The 18566-nt window shown below is 63.9% G+C and carries 19 protein-coding genes and 2 tRNA genes; 12 read left to right on the forward strand and 9 right to left on the reverse strand.

Annotation, left to right across the window (positions count from 1 at the left end; all coding sequences use genetic code 11):
• Positions 1-546, reverse strand: a complete 546-nt coding sequence (locus tag ACZI8R_RS00975; protein WP_463377695.1) for a TetR/AcrR family transcriptional regulator — start codon at positions 544-546, stop codon at positions 1-3.
• Positions 547-665: 119 nt separating this feature from the next.
• Between ACZI8R_RS00975 and ACZI8R_RS00980 the strand changes: the two genes are divergently transcribed.
• On the forward strand, positions 666-1625 hold the full coding sequence (locus ACZI8R_RS00980) for an alpha/beta hydrolase (protein ID WP_463377696.1): 960 nt from the start codon (positions 666-668) through the stop codon (positions 1623-1625).
• A gap of 38 nt (positions 1626-1663) precedes the next feature.
• Here the strand turns inward: ACZI8R_RS00980 and ACZI8R_RS00985 are convergent, their stop codons facing one another.
• Complete coding sequence (locus tag ACZI8R_RS00985; RefSeq protein ID WP_463377697.1) at positions 1664-2083, reverse strand: Fur family transcriptional regulator; 420 nt, start codon at positions 2081-2083, stop codon at positions 1664-1666.
• Positions 2084-2088: 5 nt separating this feature from the next.
• Positions 2089-2454 (reverse strand): ArsR/SmtB family transcription factor, encoded by a 366-nt coding sequence (locus ACZI8R_RS00990; protein ID WP_463377698.1) that lies wholly within the window; start codon positions 2452-2454, stop codon positions 2089-2091.
• A gap of 196 nt (positions 2455-2650) precedes the next feature.
• Here ACZI8R_RS00990 and ACZI8R_RS00995 point away from each other — a divergent pair, with 196 nt between their 5' ends.
• Positions 2651-4042 carry a glycine--tRNA ligase gene (locus ACZI8R_RS00995; RefSeq protein ID WP_463378181.1) on the forward strand — a complete coding sequence of 464 codons (1392 nt, stop codon included), beginning with the start codon at positions 2651-2653 and terminating at the stop codon, positions 4040-4042.
• Between the two features lie 49 nt (positions 4043-4091).
• Here ACZI8R_RS00995 and ACZI8R_RS01000 read toward each other — a convergent pair whose 3' ends face one another.
• Positions 4092-4418 carry a DUF1330 domain-containing protein gene (locus ACZI8R_RS01000; RefSeq protein WP_463377699.1) on the reverse strand — a complete coding sequence of 109 codons (327 nt, stop codon included), beginning with the start codon at positions 4416-4418 and terminating at the stop codon, positions 4092-4094.
• Complete coding sequence (locus tag ACZI8R_RS01005; RefSeq protein ID WP_463377700.1) at positions 4415-4777, reverse strand: nuclear transport factor 2 family protein; 363 nt, start codon at positions 4775-4777, stop codon at positions 4415-4417. Before ACZI8R_RS01005 ends, ACZI8R_RS01000 begins: the two co-directional genes overlap by 4 nt.
• Before the next feature lie 133 nt (positions 4778-4910).
• Here ACZI8R_RS01005 and ACZI8R_RS01010 point away from each other — a divergent pair, with 133 nt between their 5' ends.
• Positions 4911-5705, forward strand: coding sequence for a helix-turn-helix domain-containing protein (locus ACZI8R_RS01010; RefSeq protein WP_463377701.1), 795 nt, complete (start codon positions 4911-4913; stop codon positions 5703-5705).
• Here the strand turns inward: ACZI8R_RS01010 and ACZI8R_RS01015 are convergent, their stop codons facing one another.
• Positions 5706-7739, reverse strand: a complete 2034-nt coding sequence (locus ACZI8R_RS01015; RefSeq protein ID WP_463377702.1) for a TPM domain-containing protein — start codon at positions 7737-7739, stop codon at positions 5706-5708.
• A 69-nt stretch (positions 7740-7808) separates the two neighbouring features.
• Here ACZI8R_RS01015 and ACZI8R_RS01020 point away from each other — a divergent pair, with 69 nt between their 5' ends.
• From ACZI8R_RS01020 to dnaG, 3 genes are read left to right on the forward strand one after another with little or no spacing between them, the layout of a single operon-like run.
• Positions 7809-8495, forward strand: coding sequence for a YdcF family protein (locus tag ACZI8R_RS01020; RefSeq protein WP_463377703.1), 687 nt, complete (start codon positions 7809-7811; stop codon positions 8493-8495).
• Between the two features lie 7 nt (positions 8496-8502).
• On the forward strand, positions 8503-9798 hold the full coding sequence (locus tag ACZI8R_RS01025) for a deoxyguanosinetriphosphate triphosphohydrolase (protein ID WP_463377704.1): 1296 nt from the start codon (positions 8503-8505) through the stop codon (positions 9796-9798).
• A gap of 19 nt (positions 9799-9817) precedes the next feature.
• On the forward strand, positions 9818-11740 hold the full coding sequence (dnaG, locus tag ACZI8R_RS01030; RefSeq protein WP_463377705.1) for a DNA primase: 1923 nt from the start codon (positions 9818-9820) through the stop codon (positions 11738-11740).
• A gap of 15 nt (positions 11741-11755) precedes the next feature.
• Here dnaG and ACZI8R_RS01035 read toward each other — a convergent pair whose 3' ends face one another.
• A complete protein-coding gene (locus ACZI8R_RS01035) occupies positions 11756-12004 on the reverse strand; it encodes a hypothetical protein (protein WP_463377706.1) in 249 nt (82 codons plus the stop codon).
• Between the two features lie 137 nt (positions 12005-12141).
• On the opposite strand from ACZI8R_RS01035, the gene ACZI8R_RS01040 reads away from it, so the two are divergent.
• Positions 12142-12214, forward strand: a tRNA-Asn gene (locus ACZI8R_RS01040).
• 71 nt (positions 12215-12285) lie between these two features.
• Here the strand turns inward: ACZI8R_RS01040 and ACZI8R_RS01045 are convergent.
• Positions 12286-12909, reverse strand: a complete 624-nt coding sequence (locus ACZI8R_RS01045; protein ID WP_463377707.1) for a hypothetical protein — start codon at positions 12907-12909, stop codon at positions 12286-12288.
• 199 nt (positions 12910-13108) lie between these two features.
• Between ACZI8R_RS01045 and ACZI8R_RS01050 the strand changes: the two genes are divergently transcribed.
• Both ACZI8R_RS01050 and ACZI8R_RS01055 read left to right on the forward strand, forming a co-directional pair.
• Entirely contained in the window at positions 13109-13678 is a 570-nt protein-coding gene (locus tag ACZI8R_RS01050) for a GIY-YIG nuclease family protein (RefSeq protein WP_463378182.1), read from the forward strand.
• Positions 13679-13816: 138 nt separating this feature from the next.
• Positions 13817-13893, forward strand: a tRNA-Ile gene (locus tag ACZI8R_RS01055).
• Between the two features lie 5 nt (positions 13894-13898).
• Here the strand turns inward: ACZI8R_RS01055 and ACZI8R_RS01060 are convergent.
• Positions 13899-14444, reverse strand: coding sequence for a YdeI/OmpD-associated family protein (locus ACZI8R_RS01060; protein ID WP_463377708.1), 546 nt, complete (start codon positions 14442-14444; stop codon positions 13899-13901).
• 103 nt (positions 14445-14547) lie between these two features.
• Here ACZI8R_RS01060 and ACZI8R_RS01065 point away from each other — a divergent pair, with 103 nt between their 5' ends.
• The 3 genes from ACZI8R_RS01065 to ACZI8R_RS01075 all read left to right on the forward strand — a co-directional run bounded on the left by ACZI8R_RS01065 (position 14548) and on the right by ACZI8R_RS01075 (position 18555).
• Positions 14548-16809, forward strand: a complete 2262-nt coding sequence (locus ACZI8R_RS01065; protein WP_463377709.1) for a glycoside hydrolase family 3 C-terminal domain-containing protein — start codon at positions 14548-14550, stop codon at positions 16807-16809.
• A 25-nt stretch (positions 16810-16834) separates the two neighbouring features.
• Positions 16835-17353 carry a DinB family protein gene (locus ACZI8R_RS01070; RefSeq protein WP_463377710.1) on the forward strand — a complete coding sequence of 173 codons (519 nt, stop codon included), beginning with the start codon at positions 16835-16837 and terminating at the stop codon, positions 17351-17353.
• 74 nt (positions 17354-17427) lie between these two features.
• Entirely contained in the window at positions 17428-18555 is a 1128-nt protein-coding gene (locus tag ACZI8R_RS01075; RefSeq protein ID WP_463377711.1) for an NDMA-dependent alcohol dehydrogenase, read from the forward strand.
• Positions 18556-18566 lie beyond the last annotated feature (11 nt).

Raw genomic sequence — 18566 nt, forward strand, 5'->3', positions numbered from 1 at the left:
CTACTGCGCCGGAACTGCGCGGAGTAGGACGTCGAGGATCGCGCGATTCTGCGCCTCGGACCGCTGGTGAGTCAGCATGCTTTCGACGACGGACACGATCACCTGTGTCATGGGCTCGATGTCTTCCGGCGGTACACCGACTTGCTTCAGTTCCAATGAGGCCCATTGCTCCCACCGAGCGTGAAAAGTGTTGTGCCACTGATCGATCTGAGGCGAGTGAGCACTGCGGGCGTGCACGGTGTCCACGAGGCGGTGGTATCTGGAGAGTTCACCCACCACCCACAGGATGCGATCGGCGAGCGGTAGACGGCTCAGTGCCGTGAAGCTCGCGAGAGTTCCGGAGTGAACTTCGTCGAGCACACCGATCAGCAGTTCGTCTTTGTCGCGGAAGTACCAGTAGATGGTGTTCGCGGTGACCCCAACGGCACCCGCAATCTTGCCCATCGTCGTGTTGTCGTAGCCGTCGTCGGCGAACAACGCCATTGCGGCGGCGACGATCTCGGAGCGCTTCTCGGCGTGATCGACGGGGGTGCGGTTGCGCGGCATGCGCCGATTCTATCTTGATCGTCGTTCAAGACGCTGCTACCGTCTCCTTGAATGTGAATCAAGACGACTTGGCTCGAGCGGCCGGGTCGTGAGCCGCACAGCGAACGGAAGACATGGACATGACCTCGAGCGCGAGCGGTACCGGCGAGTACTCGCGTAGTGATGAATGGTTCGTCTCGGAGGGGCTGCGCTGCGCTGTTGCGGTGTTCCGTCCAGCGAATGCCGGAGCGAACAGACCGGCCGTCGTGATGGCCCATGGGTTCGGTACTCCGCGCGCTTTCCGTCTTTACGCCTACGCGGACGTGTTCGCACGTGCGGGATATATGGTCCTGGTCTTCGACTACCGACATTTCGGCGAAAGCGAAGGCGAGCCGCGTCAGCTGCTCGACATCTCGAAGCAGCATCAGGATTGGCGTAATGCAGTGTCGTACACCCGATCTCTCGACGGTGTCGCCGGTCGTCGCATCGTGGGTTGGGGCACGTCGTTCGCGGGTGGGCACGTTCTCACCCTGGCGGGAACGGGCGAGGACTTTGCCGCGGTCATCGCACAGGTACCTCACGTGAACGGGATTGCGGCCGTTCGTGCAACGGGACTGCGGAACGCGCTGCGCGTTTTGCCGTCGGCCCTGCTCGATCAGGCGCGCGCAGCGCTCGGGCGGTCACCTCGCTACATCGACTCCGTTGGCCGGCCCGGGGACCTGGCGGTCATGACCTCACCGGACGCCATGGACGGCAGGGACCGACTGATGAGCGCATCGAGCCTGAGCGGCGGCGAGTATCCCGAGACCGTCGCTGCGCGGATCTTGCTTCGCATCGGCCTGTATTCCCCTGGCCGTACCGCTGGCTCGATCGCATGCCCCACTCTGGTGCAGATCATGGCCGACGACGCTGTCACGCCGGCATCGGTGGCAATCAAGGCAGCGCTGAAAATCAAGGACGCTACCGTGCGCATTCACCAGGGAGGCCATTTCGATCCGTACGTCGAACCGATGTTTCCGATCGTCGTCGACGAACAGTTGTCTTTCCTGCGCAGGGTGGTTCCCGTTTCGGGTCGGAACGATTATTCGTCGGACTCGTAGGCATCCCGGTCGTGCCGGGTCCTTCGGTTCTTCGAGTTCTATTTCGATGTGCACTCGCGACACAGGCCGAAGATCTCGACCGTGTGGCTGATGTCGCTGAAACCGTTCGAGTCGGCGACCGACTGCGACCATTGTTCGACGGTGGGGCCTTCTACTTCGACGGTGAATCCGCAGTCCCGGCACACCAGGTGATGGTGATGCCCGGACGAACACCGGCGATACACGGATTCGCCCGTGTCGGTACGTAGAACGTCCACGGTGCCGGAATCGGCCAGTGCCTGCAGGGTTCGGTAGACCGTGGTCAGACCGATGCCTTCCCCGCGCTTGCGAAGCTCGTCGTGAAGTTCTTGCGCCGAGCGAAACTCCTCGATGTCGTCGAGTAGTGCCGAGATGGCGCTTCGCTGTTTGGTGGAGCGCACACCCACTTCGGCCGGCGCTCGTCGCGTCTGCTGGGGCAAGAGTTCTATCCTTCCTCGGCGTGGGCGACGGCGTCGACGACGATGTGCGCCAAGTGGTCGTCGACCAAGCGGTAGAGCACCTCGCGGCCGTTCCGTTCACCGCGGACGACGCCGGCCGCCTTCAAGACACGAAGGTGTTGACTGATCAGAGGTTGGGTGACGCCCAACGCGCCCACCAATTCGTGTACGCATCGTTCGGATTCGTGTAGTTGAAGCACGATCGCGATACGCACCGGCGCGGCGAGAGCGCGGAGCAGGTCACCGGCCGCGATCAGGGTTTCCTTCGCGGGGACGGGGGCTGCGGAGGCGGTGTCGAAGGGGTCGTGAGAATGCGGATCCACGTGGAGCTCACCAGTTCCGGTCACGCTCATGGTGATACCCCTTCGTTGTGCGGACGCCGAGCAGCAATCCGACCCTACGGCACGCTATTGCAAACCGATTCCATTTTGATATGCACGTTTGCGCATGTCAACCGGGCGCCTGAGAACGAGAACTACGGACAGATAGGCTGGTTCCCGAAATGCGCAAGTGAACCATGCATCTATTACCCAGATGGAGAGCAGTCGAGTGGCCCCCAAGTCCAAAGTAGAAACCGTCGTCAACCTCGCCAAGCGGCGTGGCCTGGTCTTCCCGTGCGGTGAGATCTACGGCGGTACCAAGTCCGCATGGGACTACGGTCCGCTCGGCGTAGAGCTGAAGGACAACATCAAGAAGCAGTGGTGGCGCAACATGGTCACCAGCCGTGAAGACGTCGTCGGTCTCGACTCCTCGGTGATCCTTCCTCGCGAAGTATGGGTTGCTTCCGGTCACGTCGGGGTGTTCAACGACCCGCTGGTCGAGTGCCTCAACTGCCACAAGCGTCACCGCCAGGATCACCTCCAGGAGGCCTACGCGGCGAAGAAGGGCCTCGACAACCCGGACGACGTCTCGATGGACGTGCTGGGCTGCCCGGATTGCGGCACGGTCGGAAAATGGACCGAGCCGCGCGACTTCAACATGATGCTGAAGACTCATCTCGGCCCCGTGGAGAGCGAAGAGGGCATGCATTACCTGCGCCCGGAGACGGCGCAGGGCATCTTCGTGAACTTCGGCAACGTGCTGACCACCTCGCGCAAGAAGCCGCCGTTCGGAATCGGCCAGATCGGCAAGAGCTTCCGCAACGAGATCACGCCCGGCAACTTCATCTTCCGCACCCGCGAGTTCGAACAGATGGAGATGGAGTTCTTCGTCAAGCCGGGTGACGACGAAGAGTGGCACCAGTACTGGATCGACTACCGGATGGACTGGTACACGGGTCTCGGAATCGACCGCGACAACCTGCGTCTGTTGGAACACCCGGAGGACAAGCTTTCGCACTACTCGAAGCGGACCGTCGACATCGAGTACCGCTTCCACTTCCAGGGCAGCGAATGGGGCGAGCTCGAAGGCGTTGCCAACCGCACCGACTTCGACCTGTCCACGCACTCGAAGCACTCGGGAACCGATCTCAACTACTACGACCAGACGACCGGCGAGCGGTACACGCCGTACGTGATCGAGCCGGCCGCCGGGCTCACCCGCTCGCTGATGGCGTTCCTGGTGGATGCGTACACCGAGGACGAGGCGCCCAACGCGAAGGGCGGCGTCGACAAGCGCACGGTCCTGCGTCTCGACCGGCGGCTCGCTCCGGTGAAGGCTGCGGTTCTGCCGCTGTCTCGCAACGCGGATCTCACACCGAAGGCGAAGGATCTGGCCGCTACGTTGCGCCGGAACTGGAACGTCGAGTTCGACGATGCCGGAGCCATCGGCCGCCGCTACCGCCGTCAGGACGAGATCGGTACCCCGTTCTGCATCACCGTGGACTTCGACACTCTCGACGACCACTCCGTCACGGTGCGCGAGCGTGACTCGATGGCGCAGGAGCGGGTGGCCTTGGATCAGGTCGAGGGTTACCTGGCCCAGCGGCTCATCGGCTGCTGACGAACACACCTACGAGGGCGGGCACCGAAACGGTGCCCGCCCTCGGGCGTCAGGCCAGTATGTCGGTCGCTCGGTGTGGTTGATCGACTCCGTCGATCAGGAATACGGTCCCGTCCGAATTCTCGGCCCGGAGCGGGATGATCTCTCGATACTCGGGCGAGTCGTACCAGCCGGTCGCGCTTGTCCTGCTGGGAAATTCGATGACGACGAGGTCGCCCGTCCACGTTCCCTCGCGCACGTCGGGTGACGCTCCGTGGACGATGAATCTGCCGCCGAACGGCGCCAGCGTCGCGTCGATTCGTTCGAGGTACTCGACGATGTCGTCGCCCATCGTGATGTTCCGAAGATGCCCCACCGCATAGGTTGGGGTGCTCATGTGGGCACCTGATCGAGAAAGCCCAGCACCGAGCTCAGGCGGCCGTCCGAATCACATTCGGCCACATCGAATCCGACGATGACCGGCTCCTCGCCGGGCTTGCCGAGATGCCAGCGGAATCGTGCCACGTCGTGGTGCGCGTCCACCGGACCCGCCAAGCTGAACTGCAGACCTGCGAATTGTGACTGCACTCCGGCGATCATGTCGCCGATCGCGTGGGGGCCGTCGGCGACACCCAGCGGATCTACGTAGCGGGCCTCGGGCGACCAGTACCGGGTGAGGAGTTCGCGCCGATTGGCCTCGTTCGTCTCGTTCCAGGTCTCGATGTATCTACCGGCGAGTTCGTCGAAACGCGTCATGATCAATCCTTTCGGTCTTACCATCGCACTCGGCGGCGATGCGGTGTGAAGACCACATTGCGCTCGGAATCTCGGTTAGTCGATTACCTCGGAGGTAATCGCAGCGGTAACCCCGACTGGCTACGTTGGAGCCATGACGACGACCGAGACGGCTGCTCCCGTGGGTGTGCTGCTGCGACAGTGGCGTGAACTACGTCGCCTCACGCAGTTGGGGCTGGCCTCGAAATCAGGAGTGTCCGCCCGACACCTCAGCTTCGTCGAGAACGGACGATCGCTCCCGACCAAGACCATGATTCTGCGCCTGTCCGAATGCATGGAAGTCCCTCTGCGCCAGCAGAACACTCTTTTGTTGGCGGCAGGCTACGCACCTGAATTCTCCCGTCACGCTCTGTCGGATACGCCGATGGCGGCGGTCAGTGACGCGATCGATCGAATCCTTTCGGCGCACGAGCCCTTTCCCGCGGTGGTGGTCGACCGCGAGTGGGATCTGGTCGCGGGCAACGATGCGATCGGCGTGCTGATCGAAGGAGCCGCACCGCACCTGCTCGAACCGCCGGTGAACGTCCTGCGGCTGAGTCTGCATCCGGACGGCATGGCGCCGCGTATCGCCAATCTGGGGGAGTGGCGGGCCCACTTGCTCGAAAGGCTGTGGCGTGAGGTGGAGACGACCGGAGACGCGACACTGTCGGATCTCTACCGGGAGCTGTCTGCATACCCGGGCGGGAAGGGAGGAAGTATCGGCCGAGGGCCCGCCCTCGTGGTGCCGTTGCGGTACCGGGTGGGCGACACCGAGATCTCGATGTTCAGCACCACCACCGTATTCGGGACGCCGCGGGATGTGACGCTGTCCGAGATCGCGATCGAGGCCTTCTATCCGTCCGACGCCGAGTCTGCGGCATTCTTTCGGGAACGGGCAGCCCGAAGCTGATCAGAAGCGGCCGCCACCGCCGATTCGACCCGAGCTGCTCGGCCCACCGAACGATCCGGGACCGCCACCGAAGCCGCCGCCGAAGCCCCCGCCACCGAAGCCACCGAAACCGCCCCTACGGCCACCTCTCATGCCGCCGCGAAGCACGCTGTCGATGAGAATGCCGCCAAGAACGGCCCCTGCGGTACCGGTACCTCCGCCACGTCCGGGACCCTGCCGCGACTCCCACTGCCGAACGTCGTTCTGAGCCGCGCTGAGTGCGCGGGTCGCCAGGCTCGAGGCCGCTCGGGCGTGCTGGAACGCCTTCTCTGGATCGCTTTGTGCGAGCTGCCGGGCGGCATCCAGGTGGCGCTGTGCCTCGGTGAGACGAGTACGGGCCTCCGCGCCGACGGCTCCACGACGGGTCGACACGAAGTCCGAGGCCGTAGTCACCTGAGACTGGGCAGCGGTGATCTCGCGGTCGAGACGTTGAATCGCTTTGTCCGCTTCTTCTTTCGTCGCCTTGGCGTGGTCGAGTGCGGCGTCGAGCTCTGCGTCGGCCTCGACGATTGCCGAAAACGCGCCAAGAGGATCGGAGCTCTTCGTCGTGTGGGCGGTGGCGAGTGCGGATTCGGCGCCTGCCTTCGCCTTCGTGAGACGGCCACCGCGCTGCTTCGTGTACTGCCCTGACGCGTCTATGCCGCGTTGGAGATCGGTGACCGCTTCGGGCAGTGTCGCTATCGCATGGCGAATGTTCTCGGCGGCGTGGTCGACTGCGTCGAGAAGTGACTGTGCCTGTGCGATCGCGGATTCGGCCGAGCGAATTGCAGTGACCGCGGGGCCTTGTTTGCCTGCGGGCAACGCCAGCGTGTCGCGGCCGTGCTCGATCGACTGCTCCGCGAACTTCAGACGCTCGCCGGCCATCTTCACGTTGTCGGTGATCGGCGCAAGCGATTCGGCGGGGAATTCGGTGCGTAGCTGGGTCAGCGTTTCGTCGGAGTCAGGAATGCGAACCGATACCCCGACGACCTTCTGGGTGAGCTCGTCCAAACGATCGCCGGCGTTGATCAGAAGATTGCGCAAACCGTCGAACTCTCGAACCTGGTCCTCGAGTTCGCGGTCCGCGCGCCCACACGACGAGATGATCTCGATGAGCATGTCGCGTTTCTGTGCGGGTGTCTCCGGGATCGCGTCGTCGAGGCGCTGCTGGATCTCGAACGCGGAGACGAGCGCCGAGCGGGCTCCGTCGAACGCCTTGGTGAACGGCTCGACCGCCGTGTCTCCGAACTCTCCACGGGCCAGGTCGAGTTCTTCTTGGCTGGTTCGGACTGCGTTGTCCGTCTCCACCAGGACCGCCCCGGCGCGCTGTTCGAGGGTGGGAAGGTCGAGTGCCGCCAGTGCTGCAGTGTCGTTCGGGTCGATGTTCTCGGCCGCCCGGGCTCCCGCCTTCACCCTGTCGGCTCGGCGCTTGCGGGAGTAGAGCGCGAGACCGCCTGCGCCGACGACGATCACGCCGCCACCTACGAGCAACGTGCCGGGCGACATGCCACCGCTCGAACTCATCGCGTCGTCGAGACCGCCGGCGGTAGCGACCGCAGCGCCGGACCAGTCCTCTTCGCGTAGCGCGGGTTCGACAGCGTCCACTCGAATGGAGTCCAACTCGGACGGGGTGACGTCCTTCATCGCCGATGAAGCGCTCAGGTAGTAGGCACGGTCGACGGTGGCTATCGACAGCAGGACGTCGCGGTCGCCGAGGCTCGATGCCTCCGCCGTCCGGGTCGACCACGATTCCTCCGACAGGCCGTCGAAGTCGGTGACGTACGCCACCCAGAGTCGAATCTTGTGATCGGCGTACAACTGGTCGATCGCACCCTGTACGTCGTCGAGCTCGCTCGAATTCAACGCTCCGACGGTGTCCGTGATCTGCCCAGGTAGGCGAGACGGAGCGTCGGCCCCGGCGACGGCAGGAGAGGCAGTGAAGGACAGAAGTGCCACAAGGAAGGCTGCGGCAGTTCCCGCGATGAGTCGACGGGCAGCCTGCGATGCGGATGACATGGCATCGAATCTATCGGTTGTGGCGAGTCCAGACGGTGGCACCCGGCGCGGAACTGGCAGAATTGTGGAGTGAATTCAGAGTTCGACCGTGACACCGTTACGTACAGTTCTGCGCGCAGCGGCTTCTTCGACGGCCTCCTGCGATGGGTACGCCGCCTCATAGTGGGAACGCTCCTGGTCGGGATCGTGCTCGTAGCCGGAACTGCAGTCCGGGTCTGGCAGGTCGCGCGGACCGACGACAAGTCGGCTGCGGACGCCATCGTGGTGCTCGGAGCGGCCCAATATGCGGGCACGCCCTCGTCCGTTTTCGCGGCTCGTCTGGAGCAGGCGTACAAGTTGTTCGAGCAGGGTGTGTCCCCGCGCGTGGTCACCGTCGGCGGCAAGCAGGAGGGCGACGAATACACCGAGGCCGCCTCCGGCAAGAATTACTTGATCGAGCGGGGCGTGCCTGCCGACAGCATCACAGCGGTGGAAGTGGGCTCGGATACCTTGCGGAGCATCGAGGCGGTCAGCGACGAGATGGCGTCCCAGGGACTGAATACCGCGGTGCTGGTGAGTGACCCGTGGCATTCGCTTCGCACTCGGACCATGGCCCGTGACGCGGGGCTGGATGCTTGGACGGCGCCCACGCGGCAGGGGCCGGCGGTGTTCACTCGTGACTCGCAACTGCACGGAATCGCCCGCGAAACCGGCGCACTGATCTGGTATCAGCTCACGCATTTCTCCGCGGACTTCCCCTACACGGCAGGGCAGTGATCGTCAGATGAGCAATTCTCCTTCGTCGCGCGGTGTGTACACCGAGCACGACGTCGAACGCCGCGTGTCGGAGTCGGCCAAGCGCGCCGCACTGCCGGGGGCAGGTCAGGACGCGGCGCACCGTCGCACGGACTTCTCTCGTGACCGCGCACGTGTCCAACATTCGGCGGCGCTGCGCCGACTCGCGGACAAGACTCAGGTCGTCGGCCCGCGCGATGGGGACACTCCGCGTACCCGCCTCACGCATTCCATCGAGGTCGCACAGATCGGCCGTGGCATCGCGGAGGGGCTCGGCTGCGACCCCGACCTCGTCGATCTGGCAGGTCTTGCCCACGACATCGGGCATCCGCCCTACGGACACAACGGCGAGAAGGCTCTCGACGAGGTGGCGCAGTCCTGCGGCGGATTCGAAGGAAACGCGCAGAATTTGCGAATCCTCACGAGCCTCGAGCCGAAGGTGCTCGACGGCTCGGGTGCCAGTGCCGGGCTGAATTTGACCCGCGCCGCTCTCGATGCGGCAATCAAGTACCCCTGGACTCGTCCGAGGCCCGGTGCCAAGTTCGGCGCCTACGACGATGACGCGGACGTCCTGGCGTGGGTTCGTTCGGGCGCGCCGGAGGGGCGCCAGTGCCTCGAAGCACAGGTGATGGACTGGGCCGACGACGTCGCGTATTCGGTGCACGACGTGGAAGACGGCGTCATCGCGGGGCGAATCGATCTGCGGTCGCTGGCCGACCCTGTCGAGCAGCGCGCACTCGCGACGCTTGGGGCGTCGGAATTCTCCGGCCTGGCGGTCGACGATCTCGTGGAGGCAGCCGAACGGTTGTCGGAGCTTCCTGTGGTGTCCGAGGTCGGGGCGTACGACGGAACCCTCGGTAGTGCGGTTGCGCTCAAGAACCTGACCAGTGAACTGGTGGGCCGATTCGCCACCGCCGCGATCTCGGGCACTCGCGAGGTGGGCGGCGCCGCCGCTTTGACGCGATACGACACGGATCTGGTCGTGCCTCCCGTCGTCGGAGCCGAGGTGGCCCTGCTCAAGACGGTGGCGTTGTATTACGTGATGTCCGACAAGGGGCACAAAGCGCGGCAGGACCGCCAGCGCGACCGCGTGCACCGGGTGGCCGAGTGGCTTCTCACCACGGCGCCTGCCGGGCTCGATCCGCTGCTTCTCCCAGCGTGGGAGACCGCTGCGGACGATTCGGCACGCGTGCGGGTGGTCGTCGATCAGATCGCCTCCTACACGGAGAGTCGACTCGAGCGGGTGGACAAGGCGAGTCTGGGGGCGCAGGCCAGCTGGGGCTGACACGGCCTAGACTGTCGGCGTGCCTGGCAGAATCCCCGATCGTGACATTGCGGCCATTCGCGACCGCACTCGGATCGAGGACATCGTGGGGGAGTACGTCTCCCTGAAACGTGCCGGAGCCGACTCGATGAAGGGCCTGTGTCCTTTCCACGACGAGAAGTCGCCGTCCTTCCACGTTCGCCCGAATCACGGCACCTACCACTGCTTCGGATGTGGTGAAGGCGGCGACGTCTATTCGTTCCTGCAGAAGATCGATCACGTCAGTTTCGTGGAATCGGTGGAGCAGCTCGCCGACAGAGCCAACTACACGATCTCGTACGAGGGTGGCGGCACGTCGGTTCAGCGCGATCGCGGTACTCGTGCCCGGCTGGTGGCCGCGAATGCTGCGGCCCAGGAGTTCTACGCAGCCCGACTGGGCGAGCCGGACGCGCAGGCCGCTCGTGACTATCTGACCGAACGAAATTTCGACGAGAGCGCTGCCCGCACTTTCGGTTGCGGCTATGCGCCGGCCGGCTGGGACAACCTCACGAAACACCTGCTGTCCAAGGGCTTCGAGCTCAAAGAACTCGAAGCCGCAGGGCTCTCGCGAGAGGGTCGCCGTGGTCACATCGACCGCTTTCATCGTCGGCTGCTGTGGCCGATCCGCAACCTGTCCGGCGATGTGATCGGATTCGGCGCGCGCAAACTCTTCGACGACGACACCATGCCCGGCAAATACGTCAACACGCCGGAAACCATGCTGTACAAGAAGTCTCAGGTTCTGTTCGGTCTGGATCTCGCCAAGCGAGATATCGCGAAGGGTCACCAAGCTGTGGTGGTCGAGGGCTATACCGACGTGATGGCCATGCATCTTGCAGGTGTGAAGACGGCGGTGGCGGCCTGCGGTACCGCTTTCGGCGACGACCACTTGTCGATGTTGCGTCGACTCCTCATGGACGACAGCTACTTCCGCGGTGAGATCATCTACACCTTCGACGGTGATGCGGCCGGCCAGGCTGCGGCGATGAAGGCCTTCGAAGGCGATCAGAAGATGGCGGGACAGACGTTCGTCGCCGTCGCGCCTGCCGGGATGGACCCCTGTGAACTGCGTCAGCAGTCCGGTGACGGGGCAGTGCGAGATCTGGTGGCCCGGCGTACCCCGATGTTCGAGTTCGTCGTGAAGTCGATGTTGGCCGAACACGATCTCGAAACCGCGGAAGGCCGAGTGGAAGCGCTCCGCCGAGTGGTCCCGGTGCTGGCTCAGATCAAGGAACCCACCCTCCGGGACAGCTATGCGGTGCAGGTCAGTGGCTGGATCGGCTGGGACGATATCCCGGTGGTTCGCCGTCGCGTCCGCGAGGAGGCCCAGCGTCGGGCGAAGGGTGGCGCTCCGGCTTCGCGTAAACCGGTGCGGGGAGCGCCCGAACCGCAGGAAACGGCCCCCACGGGCATTCAGAGACCACGACCCGGCGATCCCACGCTGTGGCCCCAGCGAGAGGCCATCAAAGCTGCACTGCAGTACCCAGCCATAGCGGGAACCGTGTTCGACTCGTTGCCGGCGGAGACCTTCACACACCCCGCGTACTCGGCGATCCGTCAGTCGATGGCATCTGCCGGCGGTGCAAGCGCGGGACTCGGCGGCGCCGAGTGGCTCGATGCAGTCGGAAGAAGCCTCGACGATCCGGTCACCTCGTCGCTGTTGTCCGAACTGGCAGTCGAGTCGCTGCCGGCCGAGGAGGACACCGTTCCGCGATACATCTCGGGTGTTCTCGCCCGGTTGCAGGAAGTGTGGGTAGGCGAGCAGGTCGCCGAGCTGAAGTCACGGCTGCAGCGGGTATCCCCGGCGACGGCCTCCGACGAATTTCACTCCCTGCTGGGCGACCTCGTCGCCCTCGAGCAATATCGCCGCAGTCTGCTCGACCAGGCCATCGGCGACACCAGTGGCGACGGTCTCGCAGGCTGAGCGTCCGGCCGGTCGCTACTTCTTCTTCAACTGATCCTGCGGCACGAGGATCGTCGTGTCCTCGCTGATCGGGCGCATCGGCTCGAGCTTCGGCTTCGTGCTCAACGAATCGGACAGCCGCTGCCGTGACACCTGCAGCACCTTCTTGGTGGCCGGGCTCGTCGCCACGGCCTTGCTCGCCTTACTGATCTGCTCGTACCGTGCGCGTCCAGCACGCGTACCCAGGACGTATCCTGCCGCGATACCGATCAACAACCGCATCATTCCCGCTTCCTCCCGGTGCACATCGATCCCCACCATCCTGCCTGACGGGTCGTTCGGCAGGCGATTTGGTACTCGGGTGGGGCAATAGGCTAAAGTCTTCCAGGCAACGCCGGAGACGGCGAGGCACCGAAGGATAATCCCCTGTAGCTCAATTGGCAGAGCTTCCGACTGTTAATCGGACGGTTGCTGGTTCGAGTCCAGCCGGGGGAGCACACGAGAAGGGCCCGTCGACATTCGTCGGCGGGCCTTTCTCGTTCAATCCTGGTTGTCCGCGGATCAGCTCAGTTGTATCGCTCGCACAATGTGCCCGTGATGTAACCCTGTTCGCAGCCGTGTTGGGTCTGAATATCTCCGCTCGTCGGTTCCTCGCCGCAGGCGAGACCACAACGCTCGTAGCCGTGGACGACTCCGTCGCCGTTGCGGTCCTCCGATGCGATATACGGGTAGCCGCCGCCAGGGTTCGGATTCTGCGGTACGTCTTGAATGCAGGCGGGATCTGACCCGGAGGATGTTCCATCGGTGTAAACGGCGGTCTGGGGGTAGTCGCAGTACCACAGGACTTTTTCGGTCGAGTCCGGAGGCGGAACGTCGCAGGCCGCTTCGTATCCGCTCGTGCCGTCGGAGTAGAGCGCAGTTCCTGATTGATAGAGGGAAGGGTCGCCGCAGTCGAATGTGACCGTCGTCGGCGCAGTTTCGGGTTCCAACATCGCTTCCGTTTCATCCGTCGACAGCGGACCGGACTGCGGTGAGGTCGGTGAAGCTGGCTGGGGACTGTCCGTTTTCGCCGTGCTGGGGCTGGCGCTTGGCGTGGTGTTGCTGCTCGGAGCTACATCCGGACCGCCGCACGCGGTGAGGGTGAGGGCAGCGAACGCAGACAGGACGGTGACCACGATCTTGGCTTTCATGCGGCTCTCTTCAAGGACGGCGTGCCTCGGTATCGCTACGAGGAGGGGCGCGCGGTGGGTGTGTGTAGGAGTCATCGGAGTGATGCAGCGTTTCGTTTCGCGTTACCAGCTCTGGTATGACGCTGGCATCGGTCGACCTGTAGTTCTGGAATACGATCCACTCGTGCCCGACATCCATGCGGACTACTTGGCAGCGCCGATGTACACGCGTGCGGAGGTATTGACCAAACCGTGTCCAGTCCCACGTGTCCCCGGTGTGTACGGATGGTGGTTCGCGTCGCCGCCTGCGACAAACATGGACACGACCGGGTGTCACAAGCGAGACGGATTGACGCTCCTGTATGCGGGGATCAGTCCGAGTAAGCCTCCGACCAACGGCAAGACCCCGAGTCGTCAGAGCATCCGTACCCGTATCCGCTATCACTATCGGGGTAATGCCTACGGTTCTACGTTGCGTCTCACCCTCGGTTGTCTGCTCGGTCTTCCGCTGCGGCGGGTGGGCTCGGGCAAACGGCTCCACTTCCACGAGGGGGAATGGGCCCTCGATGACTGGATGCAGACGAACGCGTTCGTCTCCTGGATCCCCCATTCTGAACCCTGGGTACTCGAAGACGAGCTGATCGGAAAGTACGATCTCCCACTGAATCTAATGGGAAATCGGCACAACCAATATCACCCGATTTTGAGTGGTGCACGCGCCATGGCGAGACAAACGGCATTGACGCTGCCGGTATTACCTAACCAAGGGAGGCGGCCACCGTCGAGGTGAGTTGCTCCGCGTAGTTGGAGAGGACTGCGCCGGACGGTGCTCATAGGCCTCTCGATAGGACGGCGATGACTCGCCCGGCTGTGGGTTGGCGCCCGCGTCCCGGTAACATTCGTCGCGCTGCGAGGATTTCTTCGCAATGGGGCGGTAGCTCAGTCGGTTAGAGCCGTGGACTCATAATCCATTGGTCGCGGGTTCGAGCCCCGCCCGCCCCACCAGTATGTCAACCAGCATCGACAAGCTTGCCGCTCTTCGACAGGTCCGGGTCGGTGCATGCAGAGAGGTCGAAGCAGCACGGTCGGCGCTTGCCGGATCGAAGCTTCGAGATTCCGACTTCCACACGGCGCTTGCGGGTTTCGGGGTTCTTGGTGGAGTTGATCCACCGCACCCATTCCCAACGGGCCATCGGCGTGATGCTGTCCCACGCATCGGCGATGTCCGGAGCGGCGTCGAGCGCGTCTTGAAAATCTTCCGGTACGTCGGGCTCGGGCCATTTCTTGGTCGGGCGCACCTCGAGCGTCACTGGATCTCCGTCGTCCAGGGCGAGGGTCCGGCGCAGCTTGTCGTCGATGGCGAGCCAGTGCCCCTTCATTCCGTCCGGTTCCAGGACGGTGTCGAAGGACTCTCCGTTCAATACCGCCTCGACCGCAACCTGTCCGCGCGAGGGCAGCTGTGCGCTCGCCTCGTCCGGGAACCTCAGGATCGTTGCATCGCCGATCGTCTGGACGCGTCCGTCGAACTCGATCGGCTTCGGTGTCTTGTCAGCCATGTACCCAGCGTAATTGCGGTTGACGAAGCAGGCTTCTCGATTCCTGATCGGATCGTGGGCGATCCGTAACCTGGGTATCAGCTACGACTGATCACCGGTCACGATGACGAACGGAGAATTCACGATGGTCGACTCGCCCTGGACCGCCGGTCTCACCACCGAGGAAAAGGCCTCACTGACCAGTGGCAAGAACTTCTGGGAGACGGAGGCCGTCGAGCGAGCCGGTATCGACTCGATCTTCCTGACCGACGGGCCCCACGGTGTGCGCAAGCAGAACGAGAGTGGCGACAATCTCGGCATCGGCGACAGCGTTCCCGCCACCTGCTTTCCGCCGGCGGTTGCACTGGGCTCCACCTGGGACCCAGAACTCCTCGAACGAGTCGGTGCCGCCCTGGCCGCGGAGGCCAAAGCGCAGCACGTCGGAGTCCTGCTCGGTCCCGGAATGAACATCAAACGGTCGCCGTTGTGCGGGCGCAATTTCGAGTACTTCTCGGAGGACCCCATCCTCGCCGGCCGTCTTGCTGCTGCGTTGGTCGACGGGCTCCAGAACCACGGTGTAGGCGCGTCCGTCAAGCACTTCGCAGTGAACAACCAGGAGACCGACCGGCTCCGGGTGAGCGCCGACATCGACGAGAGGCCGTTGCGCGAAATCTATCTGCGTGGGTTCGAGCATGTGGTTCGCCGGTCGTCGCCGTGGACGATGATGTGCTCGTACAACCGAATCAACGGCACCTATGCCTCGGAGAATCGATGGCTCCTCACCGACGTTCTTCGTGGGGAATGGGGATTCGACGGAGCGGTGGTGTCGGACTGGGGCGCGGTGTCGAACAGGGTGGCAGCCCTGGAAGCCGGACTGGACCTCGAGATGCCGTCGAGTGGCGGCGCCACCGATCAGCAGGTCGTCGAGGCGGTCGAGTCCGGCAGGATCGAGGAGTCCGTTCTCGATACTGCGGCCGGTCGCGTCCTCGGCTTGGTCGACCGTGTTCGGGCGAACACGTCGGACGGTGGACCGTTCGACGTAGACGAACACCACTCGCTCGCCCGTGAGGTTGCCGGACGCAGCATCGTGCTGTTGAAGAACGACGGCATCCTTCCGCTCGACCCGGGCGGGAAGACGGGCATCGCGGTGATCGGTGAGTTCGCGAGAAAGCCTCGTTATCAAGGTGCGGGCAGTTCGAAGATCGCTCCGACCCGCCTCGACAATGCCCTCGACGAGATCCGAGCCCTTGCCGGTTCGCGCGAGGTGTCGTTCGCGCCAGGATTTTCTCTCGACGAAGCGGAAACGAACGGCGCCGATCTTGTGGCGGATGCAGTGAAAGCAGCCGCGGCAGCAGATGTCGCGGTGGTATTCCTCGGGCTTCCGGAAGATGCCGAGTCGGAGGGATTCGATCGTGAACACCTCGAGTTGCCGACCGAGCAGACGGACCTGCTGAGGGCAGTGCTCGAAGCGAATTCTCGGGTTGTCGTCGCTCTTTCCAACGGCAGTGTCGTCAGGATGGCGGATTGGGCCGAAGATGCTTCGGCCATCGTGGAGGGTTGGCTACTCGGCCAGGCCGGCGGTGGCGCAATCGCCGACGTGCTGTTCGGGCAGGTCGACCCGTCCGGGCGCCTGACCGAGACGATTCCGGTACGGCTCGAAGACACTCCTGCCTATCTGAACTTTCCTGGCGAGGCCGGCCACGTCCGCTACGGGGAGGGGCTCTTCGTCGGATACCGCCACTACGACGCCAGAGCGCTTCCGGTCAGCTTCCCGTTCGGACACGGCCTGTCCTACACCAGCTTCGAGTACTCCGGCATCGCCGCGCGGCCGACCGACGAAGGTATCGCCGTCTCGGTCACGGTCCGCAACACCGGGAATCGGGACGGGCGCGACGTCGTCCAGGTGTACGTCGGCGTCCCGGAATCGTCTGTGATGCGTCCCGAGCAAGAGTTGAAGGCATTTACGAACGTGTTCGTCCCCAAAGGGGAAGCGAAGACGGTGACGATCGATGTCGCCCGCGAGGATCTGTCCTACTTCGATGTGTCCCTGTCTCAATGGGTCCTCGAGACCGGTGACTATCGGGTATTCGTCGGTGCGTCGTCACGGGATCTTCGTGGCGAAGTGGCCGTGTCGATCGAGGGCAACGAACCGATGCCGATTCTGTCCGAGGAGTCGACGATCGAGGAGTGGCTGAGTCACCCCGTCGGTGGGGATCTGCTGCGCGATGCGATGAAGGAGGCCGGGCCGACGATGTTCGACGACCCGGATCTGCTGAAGATGATGGGTTCGATGCCGCTGAACCGCGTCGCGGCGTTCCCCGGAGCGCCGGTCGACTCGGAGCAGTTGCATGATCTCGTACGGAAGGTCGAGGAGGCTCGCGACTAGAGCTACCCGGAATACGATCGAGCGCATGGCGATCACCCCTGACGGCAAGGACTGGACGTGGGTCGTCGAAAGCCGCTGCCCGGAGTGTGGCTTCGACGGATCCGCGATCGAGTTCGAGCAGATTCCCCCGATGGTGCGAGACAACGCCGCACGGTGGCCCGAGGTATTGCGCCGCCCGGATGTTGCCGTACGACCGAATCCCCAGACCTGGTCGGCGTTGGAGTACGCCGCGCACGTCCGCGACGTGTTCGGCGTGTTCGAAACGCGCGTGCGGTCGATGCGGGTCGAGGACGATCCACTGTTCGAGAACTGGGATCAGGACGCGACCGCAACTGCCGAGCGATACGACCTGCAGGATCCGGACGTCGTTGCGCGTGACCTGGTCTCGTCAGGCGAGCGAGCCGCACGGGCCTTCGAGGTGCCGGTTGCGGAGCGGGAGAGAACCGGTCGTCGGAGCAACGGGTCGGTCTTCACCGTCGACACCTTGGCGCGGTACTTCGTCCACGATCCGATTCATCATCTCCGCGACGTCGGAGTTGTGTAGAACCTGTTCCAATTTTGATGGTTTGTGTCTATCGTCACATTCACGGATGTGCACATGTGACGAAGGGCTGGTCGATGAAAACCAAGGGCGCCATTCTCTGGGGACTCAACGAACCGTGGTCGGTCGAGGAGATCGAGGTCGGTGACCCGCGTACGGGCGAGGTCCAGATCCGGATGGAAGCGGCCGGGATGTGCCACTCCGACCACCACCTCGTCACCGGCGCCACTCCGATGCCGTCCTTCCCGGTGATGGGCGGTCACGAAGGCTCCGGCGTGATCACAGCGGTGGGTCCGGAGGTACACGACCTCGAAGTCGGCGATCACGTGGTCCTCTCGTTCATCCCCGCCTGCGGACGGTGTCCCGCGTGCTCGGCAGGTCATCAGAACCTCTGTGACCTCGGGATGGGCCTGTTGAGCGGTCTGGCCATCAGCGACGGGACCTACCGGATACAGGCTCGCGGCCAGGACGTCATCCCGATGTGTCTGCTGGGAACCTTCTCGCCCTACATGACGGTCCATGAGACCTCCGTCGTGAAGATCGACAAGGACATCCCGTTCGAAGTTGCCGCGCTGGTGGGCTGCGGTGTCCCGACCGGCTGGGGGTCAGCGACGCGAGTCGCAGAAGTACGGCCGGGGGAGTCCGTGGTGATCATGGGCGTGGGCGGCGTCGGGATGAGCGCGTTGCAGGGCGCAGTGGCGGCCGGCGCGCGTCAGGTTTTCGCGATCGATCCGGTCCCGTGGAAGCGGGAGCAGGCCCTGAAGTTCGGAGCGACTCACGCCTTCGAGAGCGCTGCTGCAGCAATCGAGCCGATCATCGCGCTCACCGAAGGACGAATGGCGCAGAAGTCGATCATCACGGTGGGGGAGATGCGGGGTGAATACATCGAGGAGGCGCTGATCCTGACGAGCAAGGCGGGCCGTTGCGTGGTGACCGCGATGGGCCACATGGCCGACATGGACGTCAAGCTCAACATGTTCCTGTTCTCGATGCTGCAGAAGGATCTGCAGGGAAACATCTTCGGCGGCGGCAACGCCCGGACCGATGTTCCGAATCTGCTGGCCATGTACAAATCCGGACAGCTGAACCTGGACGACATGATCACGCGCACGTACAGCCTGGAAGAGGTCAACGACGGCTATCGCGACATGCTCGACGGCAAGAACATTCGCGGGGTGATCCGTTACAGCGACGCCGATCGCTGACGGCTCTCGTA

This window comes from Rhodococcus huquni (assembly GCF_055231055.1).

Coding starts and splice junctions, on each gene's coding strand:
- ACZI8R_RS01035 (WP_463377706.1), bottom strand. CDS start 12,004: ATGATGCGGTTGTTGATCGGTATCGCGGCAGGATACGTCCTGGGTACG.
- ACZI8R_RS01065 (WP_463377709.1), top strand. CDS start 14,548: ATGACGAACGGAGAATTCACGATGGTCGACTCGCCCTGGACCGCCGGT.
- ACZI8R_RS01070 (WP_463377710.1), top strand. CDS start 16,835: ATGGCGATCACCCCTGACGGCAAGGACTGGACGTGGGTCGTCGAAAGC.
- ACZI8R_RS01045 (WP_463377707.1), bottom strand. CDS start 12,909: ATGAAAGCCAAGATCGTGGTCACCGTCCTGTCTGCGTTCGCTGCCCTC.
- ACZI8R_RS00990 (WP_463377698.1), bottom strand. CDS start 2,454: ATGAGCGTGACCGGAACTGGTGAGCTCCACGTGGATCCGCATTCTCAC.
- ACZI8R_RS00980 (WP_463377696.1), top strand. CDS start 666: ATGACCTCGAGCGCGAGCGGTACCGGCGAGTACTCGCGTAGTGATGAA.
- ACZI8R_RS01050 (WP_463378182.1), top strand. CDS start 13,109: ATGTACACGCGTGCGGAGGTATTGACCAAACCGTGTCCAGTCCCACGT.
- ACZI8R_RS01000 (WP_463377699.1), bottom strand. CDS start 4,418: ATGAGCACCCCAACCTATGCGGTGGGGCATCTTCGGAACATCACGATG.
- ACZI8R_RS01025 (WP_463377704.1), top strand. CDS start 8,503: ATGAGCAATTCTCCTTCGTCGCGCGGTGTGTACACCGAGCACGACGTC.
- ACZI8R_RS01015 (WP_463377702.1), bottom strand. CDS start 7,739: ATGTCATCCGCATCGCAGGCTGCCCGTCGACTCATCGCGGGAACTGCC.
- ACZI8R_RS01075 (WP_463377711.1), top strand. CDS start 17,428: ATGAAAACCAAGGGCGCCATTCTCTGGGGACTCAACGAACCGTGGTCG.
- ACZI8R_RS00975 (WP_463377695.1), bottom strand. CDS start 546: ATGCCGCGCAACCGCACCCCCGTCGATCACGCCGAGAAGCGCTCCGAG.
- ACZI8R_RS01005 (WP_463377700.1), bottom strand. CDS start 4,777: ATGACGCGTTTCGACGAACTCGCCGGTAGATACATCGAGACCTGGAAC.
- ACZI8R_RS01010 (WP_463377701.1), top strand. CDS start 4,911: ATGACGACGACCGAGACGGCTGCTCCCGTGGGTGTGCTGCTGCGACAG.
- ACZI8R_RS01060 (WP_463377708.1), bottom strand. CDS start 14,444: ATGGCTGACAAGACACCGAAGCCGATCGAGTTCGACGGACGCGTCCAG.